A 20,036-nucleotide genomic window follows, 5' to 3' on the forward strand; every position below is an offset into this window, starting at 1 on the left:
CCGGCTGAGGGCGAAGGATCGGCCTAGGCGGTCGACTCATAAACTCTGACACCAAATCCTCGCTGCGACGAATTTGACGGCGGCGAGGTAGTTTTCCGGGCGCTTGTCGTAGCGAGTGGCTATGCCTCGGAAGTGTTTGATCCTGTTGAAGAACCGCTCCACGAGATTTCGTTGCCTGTAGACCCAGCCTGAGAATGAGAAGCTTCCCTTGCGGTTTGCCTTCGGCGGGATATTGGCCCAAGCCCCTCGCTCGGCCGCCTTGGCCCGGATGGCGTTGCTGTCATAGCCCTTGTCAGCAAGTAGGATGTCGCCTTCGCTTAGTTCGTCCGTGAGCGCGTCGGCCTCGGTGCAATCGGCGATCTGGCCACCGGTCAGGCGTAGGTTGACGGGTCGGCCTTCCGCATCGACGAGCGCATGGATTTTGCTCGTGAGCCCGCCGCGGGAACGTCCCATGCCACCATCGTCTCCATCCCCCTTTTTCCCGTGGCCGCGTGCTGGTGAACGCGAACACAGGTGGAGTCGATCATGACGATGTCGCCGTCATAAGCCTCTGAAACCGCTTCAAGAAGTCGATCCCAGACGCCCGCCTTCCGCCATCGGACAAAGCGGTTGTAGCAGGTTGTGGGCGGGCCGTAACGCTCGGGAATTTCCGCCCAGGGAGAGCCGGTCCGGAACCGCCAGAGGATGCCGTTCAGGACCCGTCGATCATCGACACGAGGAACGCCCCGTGGCTTGTTGGGCAACAGCGGCGACAGGATCGACCATTCATGGTCGGTGAGTTCATAGCGGCGGCGCGTCATCAGGGCTCCCTCATTCGGAAGCCTTGAATCACGGCCAGCGTCAGCCGACAATCGAATTTATGGGTTTACCGCCTAGGACCATCGCGTGAACTCGCTTTCCACCTGTATATCGCGGTCAAACATCTGCCTGAGGCGTTCGGCGAGATCGACGTTGATGCGCCCCCCGAGGAGCGAGCTCTGAGTCAGGCGGCCTCGATGGACAGGAGCATTCCAGCTCAAGCCGATCTTGTCGTCGCTGTCACAGATGTTGTCGCCGAACAGGCTGAAGGCTCGCTCAAGAAAGCTCGGCTCGCCAGGACCAAGGCTGGCGGTTGAACGTTGCGCGGGACATGCCACACCGGTCCGCCAGATCAGGCAGTTTCCAAGGCCTGGCCGGATCAGCGAGCATAGCGCTGATTGCCGGCGCCAAACGCGGGTGACCGGCCAACGCCAGCAAACCCTCAGGAGCGGTTTCCGACTCGCTTGCTGCGCGCAACACCAGCGTAAAAAGAGCCGAAGACAGTGCGTTGAGAACGGCGCGTCCTCCCGGCCGATCGCCGGCTGCTTCCATGCGCATCAACCCAACTAGACTGGAGAGTTGACCAGTTGCGGACGCGACACCGTCTTCTCCGGGTGCATCCATGGCCCGCGCTACCAGATCCAGGGGCAGGTAGTTGAGGACCAATCGATCGTGAGGAGGCGAAATGAAAAATCGCCCACACAACAGGTCGAGTTGTTCGCCGTCGCTGTCGTTCTCGCTGAGCATCCACCCGGCAGCACCCCGCCGCTGCTGTGTGGGAACGGGTGTCTGCCCGCTGCCGTCGTGCAGCACATGCGCCGCACCGTGTGGCAGCAGCACGATATCGCCGCTCGTTAATTCCCGCCGCGTTCTTGCTTCCGGATCCTCAAAGATCGCCCGGCCCCTGACAACGACGTGGTAGGGGATTTCGTTCGCCGCAGCCCGGTTCCAGGTAATACGCCACGGAGCGCCGTAGGCGCAGCGTACCTCGAGCTGGCCGGTAACCGTGATGATTTGCAGCAGCTGGCTCAGCCAATCGAGTTCGGACATGGGACCTCGGGAATTCTACGGTTCAGGCAAGTCCATCGTATTGCACGATACGAGGTGATAGAGCTGGCTCGGGAAATCTGCACAGGGGGGATAAGTGGAATTTCTGCCTGATTTCGGCTTAGATGCCGGGAACAGGAGATACCATGACGAGACGACCGCGCCGGAACCACAGCCCGGCTTTCAAGGCAAAGGTGGCGCTCGCCGCCATCCGGGGTGAGCAGACGCTGATGGAATTGTCCCAGCAGTTCGATGTGCATGCCAATCAGATCAAACAGTGGAAAGACCAGCTCCTTGAGGGGGCGACGGGTGTGTTCGGCGATGAAACGAAGGCGGAGCCAACGGGTCCGACCGTCGATGTCAAAACGCTGCACGCCAAAATTGGCGAACTGACACTGGAGAATGATTTTTTATCCGGTGCGCTCGGCAAGGCGGGATTGCTGGGCGGAAAGAAATGATCGACCGCGAGCACAAGCTATCCGTGGTGCGTCAGGCGAAGCTTCTCGGCTTCAGCCGTGGAAGCGTCTATTATCTGCCTCGTCCAGTGTCCGACGGCGATCTGGCCTTGATGCGGCGGATCGACGAGCTGCATCTCGATTACCCGTTTGCCGGAAGTCGGATGTTGCAAGGGATTTTGAGAGGAGAAGGTCTGGAGACCGGGCGGCGACACGTCGCCACGCTGATGAAGAAGATGGGCATCGAGGCGATCTACCGCCGCCCGAACACCTCGAAACCAGCGCCAGGGCACAAAATTTATCCCTACCTCCTACGAAAGCTGGCAGTCACCCGGCCCAATCAGGTCTGGGCAATGGACCTGACCTACATCCCCATGGCGCGGGGATTTGTCTATCTGTGCGCCGTCGTGGACTGGTTCAGCCGGAAGGTCTTGTCATGGCGGTTGTCGATCACGATGGAAGCAGCCTTCTGCATCGAGGCGGTGGAGGAGGCACTTGCCCGTCATGGCAGGCCGGAAATCTTCAATACCGACCAGGGATCGCAGTTCACCTCCATCGACTTCACCGCCGTGCTGAAGAAGGCTGAGGTCGCCGTCTCAATGGACGGCAAGGGTGCGTGGCGGGACAACGTGTTCGTCGAACGGCTCTGGCGTTCGATCAAATACGAGGAAGTCTACCTCCATGCCTACAAGACTGTGTCCGAGGCACGCGCTGGCATCGGCCGATATCTGAACTTCTACAACACCAGACGCCCACATTCATCCCTTGACCGGCGGACGCCGGATCAGGCCTACTTCAACGCGCTGACACCAATGATGGTGGCGGCATACTCGAGGCGGAAATCCACTTAGCGAAACGCCCGAAGCTGTTCAGACAAACCGAGCCACCTCTGATCGGTCGAGCTGCGCGGTGAGATAGCAATCGGTTGCGCAGTGGATGGAGCAAAAGTATCTAATCGAATAAGCTGATCTGAAAACCTGGTTTCCTCACAACCATCATCACAACCATCAAACTGTGCAGCGATGACAAATCGATTTCCGTGACGAAGTAAATAACTGGGTCGTCGGTTCGTATCCGCTGAACTGCAAGATCATGTAGTGGCGGAGCTGGCGGCTCGCATCCCTTTCAAGGTGACCAAGCTTGATCCCTTGCGGTGCGGTTAGGAACCCTATATATAGAGATCAAATGGATTGGGGTTCGTTCCCGGTCGGCGTCGTGGCCTCGGTTTACCGGGGCCTTTCGCTTTCAAGGAAAGACTTTCAGGCCATACCACGAGCTTTGATCCTGAGGGCCTCTCCAGATCTTCGGCTGGATGATGTCGAATGCCCGGTTCGGCTGTTGCGGGCGCAAAATTCGCAGGCCTATTGGGCGTGCGATCAAATCTGCCAATTGAAGGCCAGCGCTGTTCGCTTGTTTAGAGACGAAGTTGATCTCGAAATCAGGCATGGATGCTCCGGCCGCCTGTAAATAGTGCTGACCGGTGGTAATCCTCCGAAACTCAAGTTCAAGTTCCAAATCTTCCTTTCCGCGTCCGGGTTTCTCGCGCGGACTGCGAGACTCGCAGACAATGTGGCACTCGCCTTCATCGTTTCGTGAGCGTAGAAACTCGTTCGCCTTCTCTAGGCAGAAGAGGAGCGCAAGCTGGTATGGGTTCTCGGGATTCGCGTATCGCCGCCTCAACGCATCCTTCCTAATAACAGCGGAAATCACCGTCATTGGAGCCGCCTCGAGGACGCTCGAAAGATCTTCCATAAAAGCATTTCGAATATCGTCATATTGCAAGAAGCTGAACGGAAATCGCCGTTTCACGATGTCGCTTTCATGCAGTACGTAGCTGTCGTGGCCGAACCATCTGAACTTGAAATCATGAAGATCCCGACTGGCAAGAGCGGAATACCGAGATTTCTCGAAGATGCAGAATGACAGGACAAAAATAGGATAGTTGACGTCGATGGAGGTCAGGCTGTGGTCGCCGCTCTCATCGACGTAGATGATAAAATCAGAGTAGCTCATCGCTTCGATTTAGCAGAGTCGCAACGTGGAGCACATAGACGAGACGAAAAGCAAAAGCCTGAAACCGATTTGGGCATCAAACGAGTACATGTGGTTGCGATGACTAAATCGATGACTACGCGAGTGGCAAGGCCAGCTGAGAGGCGACCGTGTCAGTTATCTGCTCCAGCGAAGACAGGGTGACCCCGAGCAGCCGGATGCCTCTTCTCGCCGGAAAGATCGGCTGAAGAACGAAACGGACAATCTCCTCCAGGTCCGAGATCGAAGACAGCGGTGCCGGCACCGTCTTGCTGCGGGTGATCTGCTGGAAATCCGAATACTTGACCTTCAAGGTGACCGTCTTGGCGCTGATACCATTCGTCTCGCAATAACCCCAGACCTTCTCGATCAATGGCTGGATACCCTCGCGTGCCGGATCGTAGGCATGAACATCTTCGGCAAAGGTGTCCTCGGCACCGACGGATTTGCGGATCCGATCCGGCTTGACCTCGCGATTGTCGATGCCCCTGGCAATGCCATAGAAATAAGGTCCAGACTTGCCGAAGTGCTCGATCAGGAAATCGAGGTCCTTGCCGAATAGATCGGCGCCGGTTTCGATTCCGAGACGGTGCATTGCCGTGGCCGGACCCACCCCATGAAACTTCTTCACCGGCAGACCCTGCACAAAGGCGGGACCATTCTTCGGCGTGATCACCGCCTGGCCGTTCGGCTTGTTGAGGTCGCTCGCCATCTTGGCCAGGAATTTATTGTAGCTGATGCCCGCCGAGGCATTCAGACCGGTGGCGGCCTTGATCTTCGCCCGGATTTCCGTGGCGATCTCGGTCGCGATCTCCATGCCCTTGAGATTTTCCGTTACGTCGAGATAGGCTTCGTCGAGCGACAGCGGTTCGATCATCGGCGTGTATTCCGCGAAGATCTCGCGGATCTGCATGGAGACGGCACGGTAGACGTCGAAACGCGGCCGGACGAAGATCAGGTCGGGGCATTTGCGCTTGGCGGTGACCGACGGCATGGCCGAGTGGACGCCGAACTTGCGTGCCTCGTAACTGGCCGCAGCCACGACGCCGCGAGCGACCGAGCCGCCGACGGCGGCCGGCTTTCCCCGGAGTTCCGGATTGTCGCGCTGCTCGACCGACGCGTAGAAAGCATCCATGTCCACATGGATGACCTTGCGCGGCCGATGTGCGTTCGTTCTGGTCCATGGCTCAGCCTTCGTCCGGCAAGGATACCGTCTCCACCAGACACGGGAAATAGGCGCCGCATCGGTCGCCTTCAGCCGTATGCATTCTCTCGCAGCCCACCGTCATCCGTCGGCGGAGTTCCGCGAAGGTGACGCCGGCGCCAAAGACCTTTACCAGCCGTTTCCGCTCATGGTTGCCGCGACGCCGGCACAGCCGGCAATCGAGTTCGATAATCGGATCCCGCACCTGGCGGAGGGTCGGGAGACCATCGACTATCACCTGCCGTCTCGGCATCCAAAAAAGTCCTCTTCAGTCATCGGCCTGAATCCACTTATTGAATCGACGATTCCACCCATCAAGCCCCGAGTAGCCGCCGCATATGCGGATTGGCCCAGTCGGCCCGAAGCTGCGATTTTGGCCAACTCAAAGAACAGATGGCGAACGTGCAATCACGCTGAAGTGGGCTGCGAACCTTGACCTTCCAAGGCGCGGTAGACAGTCATCCTGGAAATGTTCAGGTCACGAGCAACGGCGGCTTTCGTTGCGCCAGCAGCGATCCGCCTGCGGATTTCCGCGTCATCGACATTCTTCTTCCTGCCCTTATAGCTGCCGTCAGCTTTTGCCGCGTCGATGCCCGCCCGTTGCCTGTCTTTGATGAACTTGAGTTCCAAGTCGGCGACCATGCCGAGTGTGGTGATGACCATTCGACCCATGCTTCCGGCTGTCGTAACTTCGGGCTCAAGAATGCGGAGCGACGCGCCCTTTTCATCAAGCTCATGAACGAGATTGAGAACGTCGCGTGTGGAACGGCCGAGCCGATCAAGTCGCAGAACCACCAGCTCGTCGCCCGCATGCAGAAACTGCATAATGGTTTCCAGCTCGGATCGCCCCTTCCGGGACGCTCCCGATCCGGTTTCTGATCGGATGATTTCGCAACCTGCGACCTTCAGACGCTCGTTCTGAATACCGAGATCCTGATCTGAGGTGCTGACGCGAGCGTATCCGATGCGGGCGATGGCAATTCTGTAACATTAGGGTGGTTCCGAATGTGTAACTCGATCTTGCACGCGGCAATGTCGAACGGGCGATTGTGGCATACCAGGGTGCAGGCAGGGTGCTCGGCGCGCGCCTGAAGTCTGAAGCCGTCGAGAGGCTGATCGCCGACTGGAACCACGACTATGATCAGACGAAGACGACGCTGATCGTCGCCCATCTTCGACGCGATGTGCGCATGCTCAATGTCATGGCACGCGAAAAGTTGGTCGAACGCGGGATCGTCGGAGAGGGCCACACCTTCAAAACCGCCGACGGCACCCGCCGTTTCGACGCCGGCGACCAGATCGTCTTCCTGAAGAACGACGGCTCGCTCGCAGTCAAGAATGGCATGATCGGTCATGTGGTAGAGGCGGCGGCGAACCGCATCACCGTCGCCGTGGGTGAGGGCGATCAGCGTCGGCAAGTGATGGTCGAGAGCCACATCTACAGCAACCTCGATCACGGCTACGCCACCACGATCCACAAAGCCCAAGGCGCGACCGTCGACAGGGTGAAGGTGCTGGCTTCACTCTCTCTGGATCGCCACCTTACCTATGTCGCGATGACGCGCCATCGGGAGGATCTGCAGGTCTATTTCGGGCGCCGCTCGTTCGAGATGAACGGCGGGCTGAGCAAGGTTCTCTCCCGGAAGAATGCCAAGGAAGCAACCCTCGATTACGAGCGCGGCACGCTTTACCGCGAGGCGCTTCGCTTTGCCGAAAACCGAGGCCTGCACATCGTTCACGTGGCGCGAACATTGCTGCGCGACCGGCTCGACTGGACACTGCGGCAGAAAAGCAAGCTGGCCGATCTCACCAACCGCCTTCGCGCTCTCGGCGAACGGCTTGGCTTGCGGCAATCGCCGGCAACCCAATCAGTCAAGGAGTTGAAACCCATGGTCGCCGGCATCACCCGGTTCGAGAATCCCGTCGCAGAAACGGTCAGCGAGAGGCTCGACGCTGATCCGGCCTTGAAGAAGCAATGGGAGGAGGTTTCGATCCGGTTCGCTTACGTCTTCGCCGATCCCGAAACCGCCTTCCGGGCAATGAATTTCGACGCCGTGCTGGCGGATAGAGACGCGGCGCGACAGGTGCTTCAGAAGCTTGAGGCCGAGCCGGCGTCGATCGGTCCGCTCAGGGGCAAGACCGACATTCTTGCCAGCAAGACGGAGCGCGAGGCGCGACGCGTCGCCGAGGTCAATGTGCCCGCCCTGAAGCGCGACCTCGAACGCTATCTCCACATGCGCGAAAGCGCCACACAGCGCATGGCGGCTGACGAACAGGCGCTGCGCCAGCGCGTCTCGATCGACATCCCGGCCCTGTCGCCTGATGCACGCGCGGTGCTCGAGCGCGTGCGCGATGCGATCGACCGCAACGATCTTCCCGCCGCCCTTGCATATGCGCTGAGCAACCGCGAGACGAAGCTGGAGATCGACGGGTTCAACAAGGCCGTCACCGAACGCTTCGGCGAGCGCACCTTGCTCACCAACGCTGCGCGTGAGCCATCGGGCAAACTCTTCGACAAACTCTCCGAAGGCCTCTCCCACCAAGAGAAGGAACGTCTCAAGGAAGCCTGGCCGGTCATGCGCACGGCCCAGCAGCTCGCCGCCCATGAGCGTACGACCGAGACCCTGCGGCAGGTCGAGGAATTGCGTCTCGCGCAACGCCGGACTCCGGTTGTGAAGCAATGAAGCGGCGCCGTGCGATCATGCTGTTGAGCACGTCAATGGTTGCTATCGCGGGCCTCATCACGGCTGCGGTCGTCGGTGGCTATCGGCTGAACCTGACGCCGAGCGAGCCGCTCGGGCTCTGGCGCATCGAGAAACTCAATCGTCCGGTCGAGGCAGGAGATCTCGTCTTCATCTGCTCGCCCCCGACTGCGCCGTTCGAGGAAGCGCGACTGCGAGGATATCTCCGGCGGGGCTTGTGCGCCGGTGGGTTTGCGCCGCTGATCAAGACGGTCGCCGCGCTTCCCGGACAGCATGTCGAAATTACGGATCACGTCGCGATCGACGGCGGTTCCCTTGCCGCATCCGCCGTCCGGAAGACGGACGGAGAGGGCAGGACGATCACGCCATATCCAGGTGGCATCGTGCCATCAGGACATCTCTATCTCCATTCCTCTTTTGCGAGCTCCTATGATTCCCGATATTTTGGGCCGGTTCCGGACCGCGGCCTCCTCGGCGTCGCCCGGCCGATCCTCACCTTCGATCCGTGATCACATTTCTGGCCTTTGGCGATCTGCGTTGCTCATCGTCGCCTCCGTCGTCTGCGGCTCACTCGGCTGGAGCGGCAATGTGCTCGCTCTTCCGACCGCGATGTTCTTCCCGGCGCTCTGGGCGATGTCGCGGTCGCGCGTGGTCGCGGCCCTCGTGTCGGCCGGCTATTTTCTGGTCGCTTCGCGTGGTTTGCCGCTGGGCGTCGCCAACTTCTATGCCGCCGATCTCTGGCCCGGCCTTCTGCTTTGGCTAGCGGCCTCACTCTCCTTCGTCGCCGTGCATGCGGCGCTCTGGACAAGGCATCCGGGAAGGGCGAGGGCAGTGCGTTATCTGGCGGCGGCGGTGCTGACGGGGCTGCCGCCCTTCGGCATACCGGATGGGCGAATCCGCTGACCGCAGCCGGCGTGTTGTTTCCCGGATGGGGATGGTGGGGATTGCTCGCAACTGCAGCCGGCCTGCTCGTCATGGTGATGAGATATCGGCCGGCAGCTGTCCTTGGCCTCGCTGGCTTATGGCTTTGGTCCACTGCCACTTGGACAGGGCCGACGCCCCCGGAAGGATGGAGGGGCGTCGATCTTGAGTACGGTCACATGCTCGGTCGCGATGGGTCGCTCGAGCATCACCGTGACCTCATCGCCACGGTGCGCAAGGCGGCAGGTGAGGGAAGCCGCGTCGTCGTCCTTCCCGAAAGCGCGCTCGGTTTCTGGACGCCGACGGTCGCTCGCCTTTGGCGGGAGGGACTGAACGGGCTCGACGTCACGGTCGTCGCCGGCGCTGCCGTCATCGATGCGCATGGCTACGATAACGTCATGGTGGCGGTTGGTTCCGGCGCCGCTGGCATCCTCTACAAGGAGCGCATGCCGGTTCCGGTTTCCATGTGGCAGCCATGGTTGCATTGGACAGGGCAGGGCGGCGGCGCAAGAGCGCACCTGTTCGCGAACCCGGTTGTGGTGGTTGGGACAACGAGGATCGCGCCGCTCATCTGCTACGAACAACTCATCCTCTGGCCGGTGCTGCAGTCGATGTTGCATTCCCCTGACGTCATCGTCGCCACGGGTAACGGCTGGTGGACCGAAGGCACGTCGATCGTTGCTATTCAGAAGGCGAGCGTTGCCGCCTGGGCGAAGCTCTTCGACCTGCCCGTCGTCATGGCCTTCAACACATAACGGAGACAATCAGATGGTCGATGCCGCCCTCATCAAACAATGCGCCGATCCGGGCTTAAAGCCCGCGATTGTCGAACAGTTCATTGAGCGGGCGGGGTCGCAGGATCCGCTCGCCGTTACAGTAAGGTCCGGAAACCGCGTTGTTCTGGTGCCGAAGCCGGGAACGCCGGACGAGGCAATGGAGCTGATCCGTCAGAATCTCGGCCGCAATGTCGTTCGAGTCGGCATCACGCAGTACCCGGCCGGTCTCGGCATCATGGAGGCCGGTGAACTGAGGGCCGATCTGATCGATCCTTGCGAAAATATCCGCATGGGCACAGCGCTCTTCGTCAAGGTCTATCGTATCGTTACCAAATGGTACGGCAATCCCACCGGGAGTGAGGCTCTTCCCGTGGTTCTCGACGATGCGATCATCGCCTGGCAGACGGGGTATTTCGAGGGAACGGCGGTGTTTCGGGCACCGGATCCTGGTGCGTTGGAGATACCTCAACCTGGTCAGGAGGAGCCTGCAAGCGACGCTATCGAGCAGTCAGCAGATCCTGCTGCGGTGGACGTGAGCGATCCTGTCACGGACGGAGTCCGGAGCGACGATCCGAACAAGGCCGGTATCCGTGTTGATCTTTCTGGAATTGGTGCGGACAGACCCTGACGCTCGCGACATTCCTCGAACGACCTACTTGATCATGTGCATGTTTGCACTGGCGAATTCAGCGTCCGCCCTCTATAAGGGCGGATAGGGCAGTACGCGCTGCCCCGAGGTGTGGAAACCTCTATCTGGCGGTTGGTGCTGGCCGTTGCAGCACCAGAATCCTCTGACCGATTGGCCGGGGGCCTGTGACGTATGTCCAGGTGCTCCGGTACTAAAGGTCGCAGGACTGTCCAGGTACAGTTTCCAACCCCCGGCTTGGGATCAGGGATTAACGTTTGCGGGGGCGCACCGCGGACAAGCCGGAGACCGGATCGAATGACATCGGACGCGCCGACATCGGAAGATAAACTCGAAATGCGTCCCGTGTACGGGCTGACGCAAGGTCTGCCCAAGGCTGACCTGGAGAGTTTGACGGTGGATGCTATCCGGACCCATCGGCGTCTGGTCGGCAATGCAGATCGGCTGTTCCAGGCTCTGCCCGACACCTACAAATCCGGTAAGGAGGCGGGCGGCGCGCAGCACCTCACTTACATCCAGGCCTGCACGGAGATGCACGCGCAGATGTATGTGGTGAACACGCTGGTCACCATCCTCGGCTATATCCCAAAAGTGTCGGTGAACTGAGGCTCAGATCAGCTTTCGGCGAATGGCGACGGCGGTCAGGTGGGTCAGCGTGTGCACGTCGAAACGTTTCTTTGTTTCGGCGATCTTGACGCGCACGCTATTGTACTTGACGCCCTCGAGGTCCGCCGCTTCCTCCATCGTTTTGCCGACAGCGATCCAGCTCAGATAGGCGGCGCCTTTGGGATCGAGACCAATCGGCTCTTCGACGCTCGGGGTCGGATCAGCGAGATTGATTCGGGCATGAAGCTGCGCGACCGCGGATGCAGCCTCGACTGGGTCGATCTCGCGGTCCAGGTCGACTGCCGGCTTTTCCGAGGCAAGCGTGAACATCGCCATGGAACCGTGTGCGGCCTTGATGGGCACCGTGATGCCGGAGCGAATCCCGAAATCGGCTGCATGCGCAAAAAACGAGCGTTCCGCTTTCGTTAGCCGCGGGGTGTCCTGCTTAGCGCTCCAGGTGAAAGCTTGTTTCAGGGACTTGGCACGTCGAATGACGGGGTCGATCGCAAGGTAGCCTCGCGCGAAATAGTCGGACTGAAACTCACGACGATAGTTCGAGATTGCGAGCGAACGCCCTGGCTGGATGTTCAGATAGGCATAGCCTGCAAAACCGATGTGTTCGGTAAAGGTTGCCAGCGCGTCCTTCAAAACGCTTTCGTCGCCAGGAATGGCGGCGAGGTCGGTCAGCTTGTCCAGCCAGTGTCGCATTCGAAATTCCTTGTAGATCGTCAGGTGGAACAGATCATACGATCCCATTACGAGTAGATGAATCTAAACGGCAATCTAAAGTTGCATAATCTATCTTATGGAACTCGCTGGATATGGGATTGCTTGATTCATTGTGACCCGCGCGCCGCCACTGACATCTTTAGCCGTCCCAGCTACTAGTCGCTCACGGTTAAGCGTTCTCTGTCTCTGAGGGCGTCGCCACCCTAGTTACCGGTCAGTTGACGCGAAGAATATGCAGTATGCCATTCCAATACCGCCGATTGTCGGGCGGAGGCCGCGGCTCCCTTCCACGCTCGGTGGACAAAGCCCTCAACAATCCGCGATTCCATAAACGATGCGCTTTTGCCTCCTCCGCTCCAGACGACTTGAACTGCATTGCCAATGGACTTTTTTTGGGATCATCTACCTTTGATGCCCAGGTAATTGGCATCATGCTAATCTGGTATGTTCTGCGCCTTTCAGTCCTAGGATTTCGCGCGCTTCCTGAGGCGTTGCGATTTCATAATCCAGATCTTCAAGACATTGACGCACCTTGCGCACCTGCTGCGCATTACTTTCGGCGAGTTTACCTCGACTGATGAAGAGGGAGTCCTCAAGGCCCACACGAACATGGCCTCCCAATTGCGCCGCCGCTGTGGCAAGAGGTATCTGTGCCGCGCCGGCGGCGAGCACCGACCACCGATAGCTATCGCCGAAAAGCTTGTCCGCTGTCTTCTTCATGAAGAGCAGATTCTCGAGATCGGCACCGATCCCGCCGAGGATTCCAAGAACGAACTGGATGAAGACCGGCGCCTTGAACAGGCCCTGCTCTATGCAGAACTTCAGATTGTAGAGATGGCCGACATCGTAGCACTCGTGTTCGAAACGAACATCATGCGGTGCCAGCGGGCGCGCGGCACTGCCGATATCCGCGAAGGTATTGCGAAAGATGAAACCGTCGGAGCCGGTAACATAGTCCTTCTCCCATCCGAATTTCCAACTCTGGTACCGTTTCGCCAGCGGATGGAAGGAGAAATTCATAGAACCCATGTTCATCGAACACATCTCGGGTGAGAAGGTCAGCGCGGGTAGAATCCGTTCCTCAATCGTATGCTGAAGGCTGCCACCGGTGGAAATGTTGACGACCGCTTGGGTCGACTGCCGGATCTGTGGCAGAAAGGCGCGGAACCGTGCGGGGTCGATGGTCACACCGCCATCCTCGCGCCTACGCGCGTGAAGATGCAGGATCGCGGCGCCGGCCTCGGCGGCTTCAATGGCCTGTGTCGCAATGTCATCAGGCGTATAGGGCAAGGCGTCCGACATGGTCGGCGTGTGAATCGCCCCTGTGATGGCGCAGGTGATGATGGTCTTGGATCGGGCCATGACGGTCTCCTGAATTTGCAAGGGTCAAGGAAGGATCGCTACCGCCCGGGTCCAGCCGGCAGAGCCGCGTGCGACCTTGACCGGAAAGCAGATGACGTCAAATCCGATGGCGGGGAGCGCATCGAGATTGGTGAGTTTTTCGAGATGGCAGTAGGCCCGTTCGCGGCCAGCCTTGTGGCCTTCCCAGATGATCGAGGCATCGCCGATATCGGCGTATCGCTTCGCCGTCGCGGAAAACGGGGCATCCCAGCTCCACCCATCGGTCCCGGTCAGGCAGACCCCCATTTTCAACAGATACAGGGTCGCATCGCGCCCGATGCCGCAGCCCCGGTCGATATAGTCTGGCCTGCCGAAGGCTGCCCCGGCGGCGGTGTTCACCAGAACGATCTGCAAGGCGCCAATGTGCAGCCGATCCGCGCTAGCTCGGTATCGATGTCCTTGGGGGTCACGATATAGCCATCCGGGAAATGCCGGAAGTCCAGTTTCACGCCCGGCTGGTAGCACCAGTCCAGCGGCACTTCATCGATGGTCCACGCCCGGTCGCCATGGTTCATCGTCGGATGGTAGTGCCAAGGTGCGTCCAGATGCGTACCGTTGTGGGTGCTGAGCGTCACAGTCTCTACAGCCCAGCCCTTTCCCTCCGGCAACTGATCCCTCGCCAGACCGGGGAACTGGGCGCATAGCATCTGGGCGCCGCGGTCATGGTCGACATAGTCGATCACCGGCACCTGAAACGGCGGATCAGCCGGCGTGGTCGCGTCGATCGGAATTGAAAGGTCGATGATACGTCGCATGGTTCCTCCCCAGATGGCTGTATGTCGGCGGCCGGACTTCGAGCCGAGAGAAGGAGTAGGCTGCGCGACCACCTTCCCGGAGGGCCCATTGGTCCTGTTGCGACATCGCCGGCTCCGGCTATTTCGCTGGAATCACCGGCAACATCACATAGGCATCCCCCGTGCGTATCGTGGTGGTTCCGTTAAAGGTCCCGTCCGGCCGGTCCCTATCGTCATCATGCAGGTAGACCGAACAGCCGCGTTGCGAGACACCGTAGATCTGGGGCATCGGTTCCGGCAGGCCGTTATCGTAGTCTCTCCCGCCGATGCTGAGCGCGATCACATAGCCCTTGGGCACCACGACGGAAGAGGGCCAGATTTCGACATCCAGGTCATAGAATTCTCCGGGCTCCAGGGGCTGGAGCTCGTCATGAGCATGTACCGGCCGGTAAGGTTCGCAGCGGTGAGGATCCAGTTTGCGATGTGACGCCCTGAGCCAGCCCAGCGAAACGGGTGCGTTCGGGTCCACGGCGCCGACGAACAGAACCTCTTTTCCCGAAGGATCGAACACCCGGAGTGTCAGGAAGAGATCGGCGTCGGTCGTGGTTGAAGCAGCCACCAAATGTGCCATCATTGGGCCGGTGATTTCGGTTTCGCGTTCCAACGGAACGCTGCGGAAGGTCAGAACCTCGTCATTCGCTCGGAACGGCACCTCCTGGGTCGCGGCCGGGGGGGTGGTCGACAGGGACATGTCGCGGGAGTTTAGATAGAACTTCGTCCATTCAGTCCTGGCCAGCGGCCATTCATGCTCCTCGCGCTCGACGAACCTATCGAGGTGGCGTACCTGAAGCAGTACCGGCGGACGGCGATCCCATCCATTGTCCGCGCCTTTCAAAAAATGATCGAAAAATTGCTTCTGCAGCCTGACACCATAGTCGGTATAGAACTCGGTCCAGTGTTCCAGCCCATGTAGTTCCAGCCATTTCCTATCGGACCCGGCGCGGACAAATCCCTCAACATTGCCGCGCAGGTGCAGACCCTGCCCTCCCCAGTTGCCGCAAGACAGCACAGGCACTTCGATCTCCTCCAGCTTGGCGATGCGATCCTGGAAGAACTGATCGGTAATCAATTGATGTGCCAGATAGTCCGCTCGGATGTCAGTGCGATTGGACGCGCGCTCGTCATCCGAAAGGTCGACATTGCCCGCGATGGAGCGCCCCGTTACCGGGTTCTTCCGGCCCCTGCTACCCAGCCCGAACTGTGCGTTGGTGACCTGCATCGGATACCAGCGGACAAAGAAGGTGGACATGATGCCACCGTGGCGCACCGCATCACGATAATAGTCGGATGCCCCCTCAAACGGGCAGATCGCAGCCAGATGCGGTGGCTTCAGGCCCGCGACCTGCCACTGGTTCATCGCGTAGTAGGAGACCCCCGCCAAGCCGATCTTGCCGGTGCTCCATGACTGTTCCGCCGCCCATTCGATGCAATCGTAATAGTCCTGCGTTTCTTGCGCTGAAAAGGGATCGACATAGCCCGGCGACATGCCCGACCCGCGGGAATCCACCCGCACGCAGACATATCCGAACGGCACCCACCTTTCCGGATCCGCCGTCTCCCAGTTCGCAAATTCGGTGGTGGTTCCGCGCGTGATTTCGGGATGATGACGGGTCAACATGGCCCATTGCGCGGGATAGCCCTCGGCAAAGGAAAGACCCTTGGCATAGGGACCATGGGACATCAAAACCGGGTAACGGCCCTCCGTTTCGGGGCGGTATACGTCGCAGTAGAGTACAGATCCATCCCGCATGGCAATTGGGACATCCCATTCGACGACCAGCCCGTTGCGACGCTCGCAGCGTGGCGCAACTGTATCAGAAATCAATTTCATTGCGATGTCCTCCCCAACAACGCTAAGACCCTAAGAGACAGAATATACTAACTGTACGTACGTCCAGTTTGTTATTAGGCGGTAAACCCATAAATTCGATTGTCGGCTGACGCTGGCCGTGATTCAAGGCTTCCGAATGAGGGAGCCCTGATGACGCGCCGCCGCTATGAACTCACCGACCATGAATGGTCGATCCTGTCGCCGCTGTTGCCCAACAAGCCACGGGGCGTTCCTCGTGTCGATGATCGACGGGTCCTGAACGGCATCCTCTGGCGGTTCCGGACCGGCTCTCCCTGGGCGGAAATTCCCGAGCGTTACGGCCCGCCCACAACCTGCTACAACCGCTTTGTCCGATGGCGGAAGGCGGGCGTCTGGGATCGACTTCTTGAAGCGGTTTCAGAGGCTTATGACGGCGACATCGTCATGATCGACTCCACCTGTGTTCGCGTTCACCAGCACGCGGCCACGGGAAAAAGGGGGATGGAGACGATGGTGGCATGGGACGTTCCCGCGGCGGGCTCACGAGCAAAATCCATGCGCTCGTCGATGCGGAAGGCCGACCCGTCAACCTACGCCTGACCGGTGGCCAGATCGCCGATTGCACCGAGGCCGACGCGCTCACGGACGAACTAAGCGAAGGCGACATCCTACTTGCTGACAAGGGCTATGACAGCAACGCCATCCGGGCCAAGGCGGCCGAGCGAGGGGCTTGGGCCAATATCCCGCCGAAGGCAAACCGCAAGGGAAGCTTCTCATTCTCAGGCTGGGTCTACAGGCAACGAAATCTCGTGGAGCGGTTCTTCAACAGGATCAAACACTTCCGAGGCATAGCCACTCGCTACGACAAGCGCCCGGAAAACTACCTCGCCGCCGTCAAATTCGTCGCAGCGAGGATTTGGTGTCAGAGTTTATGAGTCGACCGCCTAGTAAGACAGGGAGCTCGTACATGTCAACAGTAAGCATTGCGAGCGCCCCACATTTTATTGAATTTCAGTTCGCGCATAATCCCATCCTTCGAGATTGAGAGGTGGGAATGATGGATCTGGGGCCATTCGACGGCGAGGAGAAGGCTGTATCGCATAGTGCTGATGACAGTCATCAGGACTATGCGCAAGGCGCTGCGGAGCGGGCTCGATCGGGTCCGCGTCGTGTCGAGGTTATCATTGGCGGAGATCGGCGCCGTCGATGGAGCCCGGAGGACAAGGCAAGGATCACTGCGGCGAGTTTTGTGCCCGGCGCCAATATCTCTGCGGTCGCGCGTCAATACGGCGTCAGCCAAGGCCTGTTGCACTACTGGCGGCGCTGCGCCCGCGAGAGCTTATCGGATGCGGAGGAGATGCGTTTCGTACCGATCGTGAAGGTTGGCGACGAACAGCCTGAACCATCTCTCGGGAAGACGCTGACCGTTCGCGTTGAGATGAACGGTGCTTGTGTCATTATCGACGGCGGCGTTGATGAGCGTACGTTACGGACGGTGTTCAGCGCGATACGGGGTTCGGCTTGATCACGCTTCGATCGGATTTACGGATCCTGATTGCTTCCAAGCCGGTCGATTTTAGGAAAGGCATAAACGGTCTGGCGGCGCTGGTGTCGACCGCGCTTGGCGCGAACCCTTATTCGGGCGACGTGTATATCTTCCGCAGCAAGCGCAACGATCGTTTAAAGATGGTGGCTTGGGATGGCAGTGGCATGGTGTTGTTGACCAAGGTTTTGGAAGATCGTCACTTTACCTGGCCTGCCGTTCGTGATGGGGCTGTTCATCTCAGCGCAAGCGAGATGGCGCTTTTATTAGATGGTCTAGACTGGACAAAGGTCGAGCAGAAGCCCGTGAAGCGCCCTACAAAAGTAGCGTGATCTTATTGTAATCCATGGACATTTTAGCTGTTGTGCGGTAGTGCTTGGTGATGCTCAACCGTGGCCAACACTTGCCTCGGGACCCGGACATTCTGGTCTGCATGGTCCTGGAAAGAGACGCTGAAATCGAGCGTCTGAAGGGCATGTTGAAGGCGGCCAACGCGCAGCCTTTTGGGCAGAAGTCCGAAAAGTCCATTACGGTTCTTGAAGGGCAGATCCGTCTCGATCTGGGGGACGCGGAGCTTGACGTTGCGGTGGGTGCGGCCAACGATGAGCCAAAGCCGGCTCAGGCGCCGCGCCAAGCAAGCTCCAAATCTCAACCTCGCCGTAACCTCGGTGCCCTCCCTGAACATCTTGAACGCGTCGTTGAGGTGATTGAGCCATCATCCTTGGAATGTGCCTGCTGCCAGGGGCGGCTCCATCGCATTGGTGAAGAAGAAAGCGAGGCCCTCGCGTCACGGCCGGCCACGCTTTATGTTCTGCGCACCGTACGACCGAAGTATGCCTGCCGGACTTGTGAAACCGGCATTGTTCAAGCCAAAGCGAAACCGCGTTTGTTCGAGGGCGGCTTGGCGACGACGGCGATGATCAGCAATGTGGTCGTATGGCGATATGCCTGGTACCTGCCACTCAACCGCCAGGTCCAGATGCTGAAAGGACAGGGCGTCCGTTTGGACACATCGACGCTTTGCGGTTGGGTGAAACGGTCAGCCTGGTGGCTGAAAACGCTCTACGACAAGCTCTTGGCTTACATTCACAGCCATAACCGTGTGTTTGTGGACGAGACCCGCATGCCTGTCCTGAAAAAAGGCCGGAAACGAGCCAAGGTCTGTCAATTCTGGGCGCATGCGGTAGACGATCGACCATGGAACGGTCCCGCGTATCCTGCGGTTGCCTATGTCTTTGCCCAAGGTCGAGGCAAGGCGGAAATCCAGTCGCAACTGGCCAGCTACAACGGGCTCCTGCAAGTCGATGCGTATAAAGCTTATAAGAGTTTGACCCGGCCCGGTCGTAAAGCCGGAACGATTGAACTCGCCTATTGTCTGGCTCACGCGCGTCGCAAGTTTGTGGATGTCTACAAGAAGTACAAATCCGAGCTGGCCAAAACGGTGATCGAGCGCCTGGCCGAGATCTATGCGATTGAAGCCAGAATCCGCGGCACGAGCGCCGAGCATCGCCTGTCGGTCCGTCAGGCGCAAATCAAAGGCCTGATGGCTGATCTCAAAACGTTGCTGATGGATACGCTCAAGAATATATCCGCCAAAGACCCGGTCGCATCCGCCATCAAGTACACTCTGGGGCTCTGGTCTGGCCTAACCCTATTCCTGGATGACGGCAGGCTTGAGGTCGATTCCAATACCGTCGAGCGTAATATGAGAAGTATTGCGCTTGGGCGCGTCAACAGTCTGTTCGCCGGCAGTGACGGCGGCGCCGAGACGTGGGCCATTTTGGGTTCTTTGCTGACCACAGCAAAGTTGAACGGCCTCGATCCCTATACGTGGCTCAACGACGTGCTTGAACGCATCGTGTCGGGCGAGATAAAGTCGACCTCCTTGGAGCGTTGCCTGCCTTGGCATTGGAAACAAGAACATGCCGAAGTGAATATGGCGGTAGCAGCGTGAAACGACCCAGGCGTGCGAAACTTCTGACCCTCGAGCAGCTGGAAGCCTGGTTCAACAAGGCTGAGCCGGTGCCGCCTTGTGGCGGCGTCTCGATGATGAATGGCTTCCTGACCGGTTTGGCGGCTGGCCCGGTCTTCCTGCTGCCCAATGATTGGATGTTCCATGTCATCGGCGATCACGAGAAAAAAGCGCTCATCGGAAACAAGATCCAGGCGGTGATCGATACGATCGTCGATCATTACAACCTCATAGCCCACCAACTGACGGCGCCCGGCCGCTATGCGCCGATGTTAATGCGGACTGACGAGGGCGAAGTGCTTGCGGGCGACTGGGCCGACGGGTTCTTCGGCGCCATTAGCCTGAACCTAGAAGATTGGGCACCGCTGTTCGCTCAAAAGCAGACCGGCGAACCAATCATGGGCATCCTCATTCAATGCACAAAGCCCGATCTGATCGAAATAATCTCGACGGCGTTTCCCAAGCCGACTAAGGCCATCCTTAAAGACGCCTGGCGTACGCTCCCATTCGCGGTCGAGAGCATTTACGCGCACTGCAAGCCGATGCGCTTCAACCCAAGCGCTCCCGCCAACGACGCTTAGTCCAGGTTCAGGATCGGCGT

General features: G+C 59.2%; 15 protein-coding genes and 5 pseudogenes. 11 read left to right on the forward strand and 9 right to left on the reverse strand.

The genetic code is table 11. The features are described from left to right. Positions 1 to 36: 36 nt before the first annotated feature. Both AABQ55_RS33600 and AABQ55_RS33605 read right to left on the reverse strand, forming a co-directional pair. Positions 37 to 800, reverse strand: a protein-coding gene (locus AABQ55_RS33600; protein WP_443021299.1) for an IS5 family transposase whose coding sequence is annotated in 2 segments (ribosomal slippage) — positions 37 to 456 and positions 459 to 800 — 762 coding nt in all. Because the reading frame shifts where the segments join, the coding sequence is not laid out codon by codon here. A gap of 307 nt (positions 801 to 1,107) precedes the next feature. Further along, positions 1,108 to 1,848, reverse strand: a pseudogene (locus tag AABQ55_RS33605) (cupin domain-containing protein); the annotation flags it as partial. 143 nt (positions 1,849 to 1,991) lie between these two features. On the opposite strand from AABQ55_RS33605, the gene AABQ55_RS33610 reads away from it, so the two are divergent. After that, a protein-coding gene (locus AABQ55_RS33610; protein ID WP_272809215.1) for an IS3 family transposase occupies positions 1,992 to 3,151 on the forward strand; the annotation gives its coding sequence in 2 pieces (ribosomal slippage) (positions 1,992 to 2,250 and positions 2,250 to 3,151; 1,161 coding nt in all). 394 nt (positions 3,152 to 3,545) lie between these two features. Here the strand turns inward: AABQ55_RS33610 and AABQ55_RS33615 are convergent. The 3 genes from AABQ55_RS33615 to AABQ55_RS33625 all read right to left on the reverse strand — a co-directional run bounded on the left by AABQ55_RS33615 (position 3,546) and on the right by AABQ55_RS33625 (position 6,516). Next, positions 3,546 to 4,313 carry a DUF3800 domain-containing protein gene (locus AABQ55_RS33615; protein ID WP_272791951.1) on the reverse strand — a complete coding sequence of 256 codons (768 nt, stop codon included), beginning with the start codon at positions 4,311 to 4,313 and terminating at the stop codon, positions 3,546 to 3,548. A gap of 115 nt (positions 4,314 to 4,428) precedes the next feature. Beyond that, positions 4,429 to 5,466, reverse strand: coding sequence for a DNA polymerase IV (dinB, locus tag AABQ55_RS33620; protein ID WP_272809216.1), 1,038 nt, complete (start codon positions 5,464 to 5,466; stop codon positions 4,429 to 4,431). A 477-nt stretch (positions 5,467 to 5,943) separates the two neighbouring features. Next, positions 5,944 to 6,516, reverse strand: a complete 573-nt coding sequence (locus AABQ55_RS33625; RefSeq protein ID WP_336314413.1) for a recombinase family protein — start codon at positions 6,514 to 6,516, stop codon at positions 5,944 to 5,946. A gap of 32 nt (positions 6,517 to 6,548) precedes the next feature. Between AABQ55_RS33625 and AABQ55_RS33630 the strand changes: the two are divergent. The 5 genes and pseudogenes from AABQ55_RS33630 to AABQ55_RS33650 form a co-directional block, all read left to right on the forward strand. Further along, positions 6,549 to 8,219: pseudogene (locus AABQ55_RS33630) on the forward strand (BID domain-containing protein); the annotation flags it as partial. Between the two features lie 35 nt (positions 8,220 to 8,254). Continuing rightward, a complete protein-coding gene (gene traF / locus AABQ55_RS33635) occupies positions 8,255 to 8,746 on the forward strand; it encodes a conjugative transfer signal peptidase TraF (protein WP_272791914.1) in 492 nt (163 codons plus the stop codon). A gap of 28 nt (positions 8,747 to 8,774) precedes the next feature. Beyond that, positions 8,775 to 9,913, forward strand: a pseudogene (locus AABQ55_RS33640) (conjugal transfer protein TraB). Between the two features lie 13 nt (positions 9,914 to 9,926). Then, a complete protein-coding gene (locus AABQ55_RS33645; protein WP_272809217.1) occupies positions 9,927 to 10,562 on the forward strand; it encodes a TraH family protein in 636 nt (211 codons plus the stop codon). Positions 10,563 to 10,877: 315 nt separating this feature from the next. Continuing rightward, the gene (locus tag AABQ55_RS33650) at positions 10,878 to 11,186 is read left to right on the forward strand and encodes a transcriptional repressor TraM (protein ID WP_272791947.1); all 309 of its coding nucleotides are present in this window, start codon (positions 10,878 to 10,880) and stop codon (positions 11,184 to 11,186) included. 3 nt (positions 11,187 to 11,189) lie between these two features. On the opposite strand, the gene traR is transcribed toward AABQ55_RS33650, so the two are convergent. The 4 genes and pseudogenes from traR to AABQ55_RS33670 form a co-directional block, all read right to left on the reverse strand. Then, positions 11,190 to 11,894: an autoinducer-binding transcriptional regulator TraR gene (traR, locus tag AABQ55_RS33655; RefSeq protein WP_272791946.1), complete on the reverse strand. Its 705-nt coding sequence runs from the start codon at positions 11,892 to 11,894 to the stop codon at positions 11,190 to 11,192. Positions 11,895 to 12,344: 450 nt separating this feature from the next. Further along, positions 12,345 to 13,277: a 3-keto-5-aminohexanoate cleavage protein gene (locus tag AABQ55_RS33660; protein ID WP_272791945.1), complete on the reverse strand. Its 933-nt coding sequence runs from the start codon at positions 13,275 to 13,277 to the stop codon at positions 12,345 to 12,347. A 24-nt stretch (positions 13,278 to 13,301) separates the two neighbouring features. Further along, positions 13,302 to 14,071, reverse strand: a pseudogene (locus AABQ55_RS33665) (cyclase family protein). A 118-nt stretch (positions 14,072 to 14,189) separates the two neighbouring features. Continuing rightward, positions 14,190 to 15,941 carry a CocE/NonD family hydrolase gene (locus AABQ55_RS33670; RefSeq protein ID WP_272809218.1) on the reverse strand — a complete coding sequence of 584 codons (1,752 nt, stop codon included), beginning with the start codon at positions 15,939 to 15,941 and terminating at the stop codon, positions 14,190 to 14,192. Positions 15,942 to 16,091: 150 nt separating this feature from the next. Between AABQ55_RS33670 and AABQ55_RS33675 the strand changes: the two are divergent. The 5 genes and pseudogenes from AABQ55_RS33675 (at position 16,092) to AABQ55_RS33695 (ending at position 20,016) form a co-directional block, all read left to right on the forward strand. Further along, positions 16,092 to 16,855: pseudogene (locus tag AABQ55_RS33675) on the forward strand (IS5 family transposase). Between the two features lie 119 nt (positions 16,856 to 16,974). Further along, positions 16,975 to 17,445, forward strand: coding sequence for an IS66-like element accessory protein TnpA (tnpA, locus tag AABQ55_RS33680; protein WP_272809219.1), 471 nt, complete (start codon positions 16,975 to 16,977; stop codon positions 17,443 to 17,445). Beyond that, positions 17,442 to 17,795 carry an IS66 family insertion sequence element accessory protein TnpB gene (gene tnpB, locus AABQ55_RS33685; RefSeq protein ID WP_272809220.1) on the forward strand — a complete coding sequence of 118 codons (354 nt, stop codon included), beginning with the start codon at positions 17,442 to 17,444 and terminating at the stop codon, positions 17,793 to 17,795. Before tnpA ends, tnpB begins: the two co-directional genes overlap by 4 nt. A gap of 50 nt (positions 17,796 to 17,845) precedes the next feature. Beyond that, positions 17,846 to 19,417 carry an IS66 family transposase gene (gene tnpC / locus AABQ55_RS33690; protein WP_272809239.1) on the forward strand — a complete coding sequence of 524 codons (1,572 nt, stop codon included), beginning with the start codon at positions 17,846 to 17,848 and terminating at the stop codon, positions 19,415 to 19,417. Then, positions 19,414 to 20,016: a YecA/YgfB family protein gene (locus AABQ55_RS33695; protein WP_272809221.1), complete on the forward strand. Its 603-nt coding sequence runs from the start codon at positions 19,414 to 19,416 to the stop codon at positions 20,014 to 20,016. Before tnpC ends, AABQ55_RS33695 begins: the two co-directional genes overlap by 4 nt. Positions 20,017 to 20,036 lie beyond the last annotated feature (20 nt).

The organism is Shinella sp. WSD5-1 (assembly GCF_963942435.1).
Taxonomy (GTDB): domain Bacteria; phylum Pseudomonadota; class Alphaproteobacteria; order Rhizobiales; family Rhizobiaceae; genus Shinella; species Shinella yambaruensis.